The organism is Brevibacillus sp. NRRL NRS-603 (genome assembly GCF_003013445.1).
Taxonomy (GTDB): Bacteria; Bacillota; Bacilli; order Brevibacillales; family Brevibacillaceae; genus Brevibacillus; species Brevibacillus formosus.
In genome coordinates this window covers 1-3,825 of sequence record NZ_PXZN01000119.1, presented here as the reverse complement: position 1 = coordinate 3,825, position 3,825 = coordinate 1, and the positions used below count along the sequence as shown (strand labels likewise).

Annotated in this window: 1 protein-coding gene; it reads right to left on the bottom strand. The window is 47.2% G+C overall.

The features are described from left to right. Positions 1–3,825 (bottom strand): collagen binding domain-containing protein (locus C7R94_RS28870; RefSeq protein ID WP_106785952.1); only part of this gene is annotated, 3,825 nt, incomplete at both ends.

The window sequence follows — 3,825 nt, the reverse complement described above, 5'->3', positions numbered from 1 at the left end:
ATTTTCGACAGTGACTAGCACATGGTCGCTAACTACTTGGTTTCTTTTAATCTCGAACTCGATTGGCTTGCTGCTTTTTACATAACCAGCAGGTGCCTTCGTCTCGATAAACTCATACTTGCCTGGATTCAGGCCTTCGACAATCAGCTCTCCGTTGCCATCCGTAGTCAGCTTGGTAAGCTCCTGACCGTTCATATCTTTGACTACCTGACCATTATCATCCTGGAGCGTAAATTCAGCTCCTTTGAGCTTATGGTTTGGGTATCCCGTTCTTACTTTGGTCAGTTTCACTGATCCTGGGTTCAATCTGTTGGTCAACGTGAGAGAGGTTGTGCCTTCATCTGTCACTTCGAATTTCAGTGGTTTAGCGAGCTCATAATCAGCAAGAGCTTTTGTTTCGACGAGCTGGTAGAATCCTGCTTTCAGGTTTTCGAGGAGAAGGATACCGTCCTTATCCGTTGTGAGTCCACTTTGCAGTACTTTCCCGTCAGCATCTTGAAGCTCAAAGGTTACGCCAGGAAGTGGCTCTTTGGTGTAGTGGTCCACTTTCAGTAATTGAACGGAGCCGATATTTTTGGCGTTCTTTTTCGTAAGGGTCACAATTTCTGTCTGGTTGGAGGCGATTTTGAATGAAATCGGAGTCGCATCCAGCTTGTATCCCTTCGGAGCTTTCGTTTCGACTAGCTGATAGTTTCCTTCTGCCAGATCGCCCTTGGAGACTTTTCCGTCAGAGCCGGTTGTCAGCTCAGCGATCGTTTCGAATGCTCCGCCCTTTTCAACCTGTAGATTGAAGACAGCGCCTTCCAGCGTTTTTCCAGGATTCTCTGCATCCACTTTGGTTAACTCAAATCCTTGACGGAGCAGCTTGTTGTCGATGGTCATTTCGATTGTAACTGGAGCAGCGGGGTCAGCACCGGCAGGAGCTTTTAATGTAATGTCTTTTCCGTTTCTGTACTCGTCTGCGATGACGTAGCCAACAGGAGCGGATAGTTCTTTTAGCTTGTACGCTTTAAATTTGTAGCCTTTGAAGGTGGCAATGCCATTTTCATCGGTAACGACTGTTTCCAGCAAGGTTTTCCCTGTCTTGTCGTACAGACCAAACGTGGCTCCTGCCAATGCTTTTTTCGTATCTGCGTCTGTTTTGACGATTTTCAAGTCGCCTTTACCAGGTGTGCCGGCTCCGCCACCAGCACCGGACAAGCTGACTTTGACACCTTCTTGTCCGTCTTTACCTTTACCTACAACCTTTTTCCCTGCAAAGGAGGCTTCGTTTTTAATGATCTCTCCATGATCAGCATTGATAAAGGAGCGGTACTCCAGGATGTAGGCAGTGTGCAGGTCGTTTTTGAAAGTCAGTTTAAAGGTGTTGCCGACCACTTCTAGCGTGTAGTCCTCGGATGCCACTTCTTTTCCGATAGCCAGGGCACCGGATTCAGAGACGGTTGTCGTAAAGAGCTTGAAGGAGTCTTTCATCAGAATTTGATTGCTGGACAGCGTATCGGTCAATACAGCACCTGCCGAAATGTAAGACTGGCTCGGATTGATTTTTACTGTCCATGTTGCATACTCTGAATCAGCTCCTGTACCTTGTACGCCTGTTTTGAGGACATACTCCCCACCGTATGCCGGTCTGACGGTCGTCTTGCCTTTATAGAGTGGAGTGCCTGTTATGTCACTGTCATGCATAGTGGCATTGTTTTCGTACACTTCTCCGACAGGCAGATCAGCCAAACTGGTTGTGTACGTGATGCGATAGGCCGAGTCGATCTGTCCAAGATGCAGCTCAAAACCGTTGGTTAATGGGTCGAATTTGATAGGAACAACTGGTCCTTCGACCACTTTCACGCCGTCTGCTCCACCTGTAAGCAGCAACTTATGCACTCGTAACGAGCCCTTTACAAAAGTTTGTTCTCCGGTATAAGAATCCCGGATGATCGCGTTGTTAATCTTGTGAAGGTTATAGTTCACATCGATTGTCCACGTGATTTCTTTTGTGCGGGCGTCGTATGTACCCGTTTTGTTGCCGTTATTGCTTGTGTAGCTGTCTGGCTTAACGGTAGCGGATTTCGTGATAGGGTCTTGTGCCTTCCCGTTTTCCTTCCAGTTCAGTTCAGCCTTGTTTTTGTACACAGATGGACGGTCCTTGGAAGTAGGATCGAACTTCGTCAAGTACGTGATCACAAGGGCTTTTGTGACTGGTTTGTGGAAGGTGATCTTGAGTCCGTCTTCGTACGTTGAATTCGGAGAGATGCTGTAGTCTTTGTCAGGGCCTTCTTCCAAATCCTTTGTCCAATCGTTGATTTTTACTTTGTCAGGAAGAAGAGTCAGCCCTTGTCCCGCATAACTGTCGGTAATGACGACATCATCCATCACCTGATTGTCCTCGTTTAGACTAAGCGTCCATTCGATCGTTTTATTCAGGTAATCGACTTTTTCCTTTTTGGCGTTTTTCCAGAAGATTGCTTGAGTGATCTCTCTGGATGCATCTTTTTTGGTTCCATCATAGATCTCTACTTCATTTTTCACGAGGTAGCTGTCTTGGTGGACCCGATTTTTAGCTTTGGTTTGGTAGGTGATTTCGTAAGCAGCCGACACATCATGATCAAACTCCAAGCGGAAGCCGGTATCCGATGGGGTTACCTTATACCCTTTGATGGCAGCCCCGTCTTTTGTTCCGTTTCCGTTGTCGCCGATGGTCATTTTATGAACGGTAAAAGAACCATTCACGAGCTCTTGATGACTGGTATCGAAGCGATCCTCGAGCCAAGCATCGCTTTGCTTGATCAGTTTTTCATTGTAGTTGTACTGAATAGCCCAGGTGATCGTTTGTGTGTTGTAATCATAGCCAATCGCTTTTTTTGCCAAAGGCTGGCTGAATCGGACAGAGACATTCGCGGAATCGGTTAAATCCTTTGGAAGGCTCGTTCCTGTGACAGTGGCTTTATTCGTGTAGGTTGTATCTGTCGTACCGGTGACGTTGGTCTTGTACGCGACGCGATAAGCGCCGTCGATGTCGCCAAAGTTAATCTTGAACCCATTTCCTTCTGTCAATTTCTCAGGATTGAAGGTAGTTACCTCAGCATTTGGATTAACAGAGCCATTCAACTGAACTTCTAATGGGAAGACCTTAACTGAGGTCATGTCGATGTCCAGACCGCTAGGAAGCTCATCCGTAAAGACAGCGCCTTTAATCGGATTTTCACCTAAGTTGAAATCGACGGTCCAGTCGAGATGGCTAGGATTCATGCCTTTGTTTGCTTTTCCGTTCTTGTCGATTTCATTGTTGTTTTTGCCTTTGAAATGGACAGAGATCGGGGCGATGCCATCGAATTTGAAATCGATTTCCTGTCTCGTGCCGCCCTCAAACTTTTTCTCATCGAATTCCCGCCACACATAGAACGTTCCGTCATTGATCTCTGCTCCGTCATTGATGGTATCACTAAAAGTGAAGGTGACGGTGCCGTCTGTTGTCACTTCATAGGTGCCGTAGCCTCCATCCAGATCTCCGGTCAAAGTCCGATCGGTCTTAAACTTGTCTGGGAGAGTGAAGGTAAAGGTAGCACCTTTTGAGTAAGGATGTCCGGCAGGGATTTTCCAGGTGAAATCAACTTGAACACGCGAGCCCTGATCGGGGCGGATGTCTTCAATGTTGTTTCCGTCTTTGTCCTTCATGACTACGCTGGTGATGATATTGTCTTTGATGATATTTTCTTCAGGGTCTGGAGCTGGCACCGGTACCTCTGGTAGAGGAACTGGTGGTTCAACAGGTGGCGTAGTCGGAGTTCCAGTGCCCGGCGGAGTAGTCGGAGTCCCAGTACCCGGATC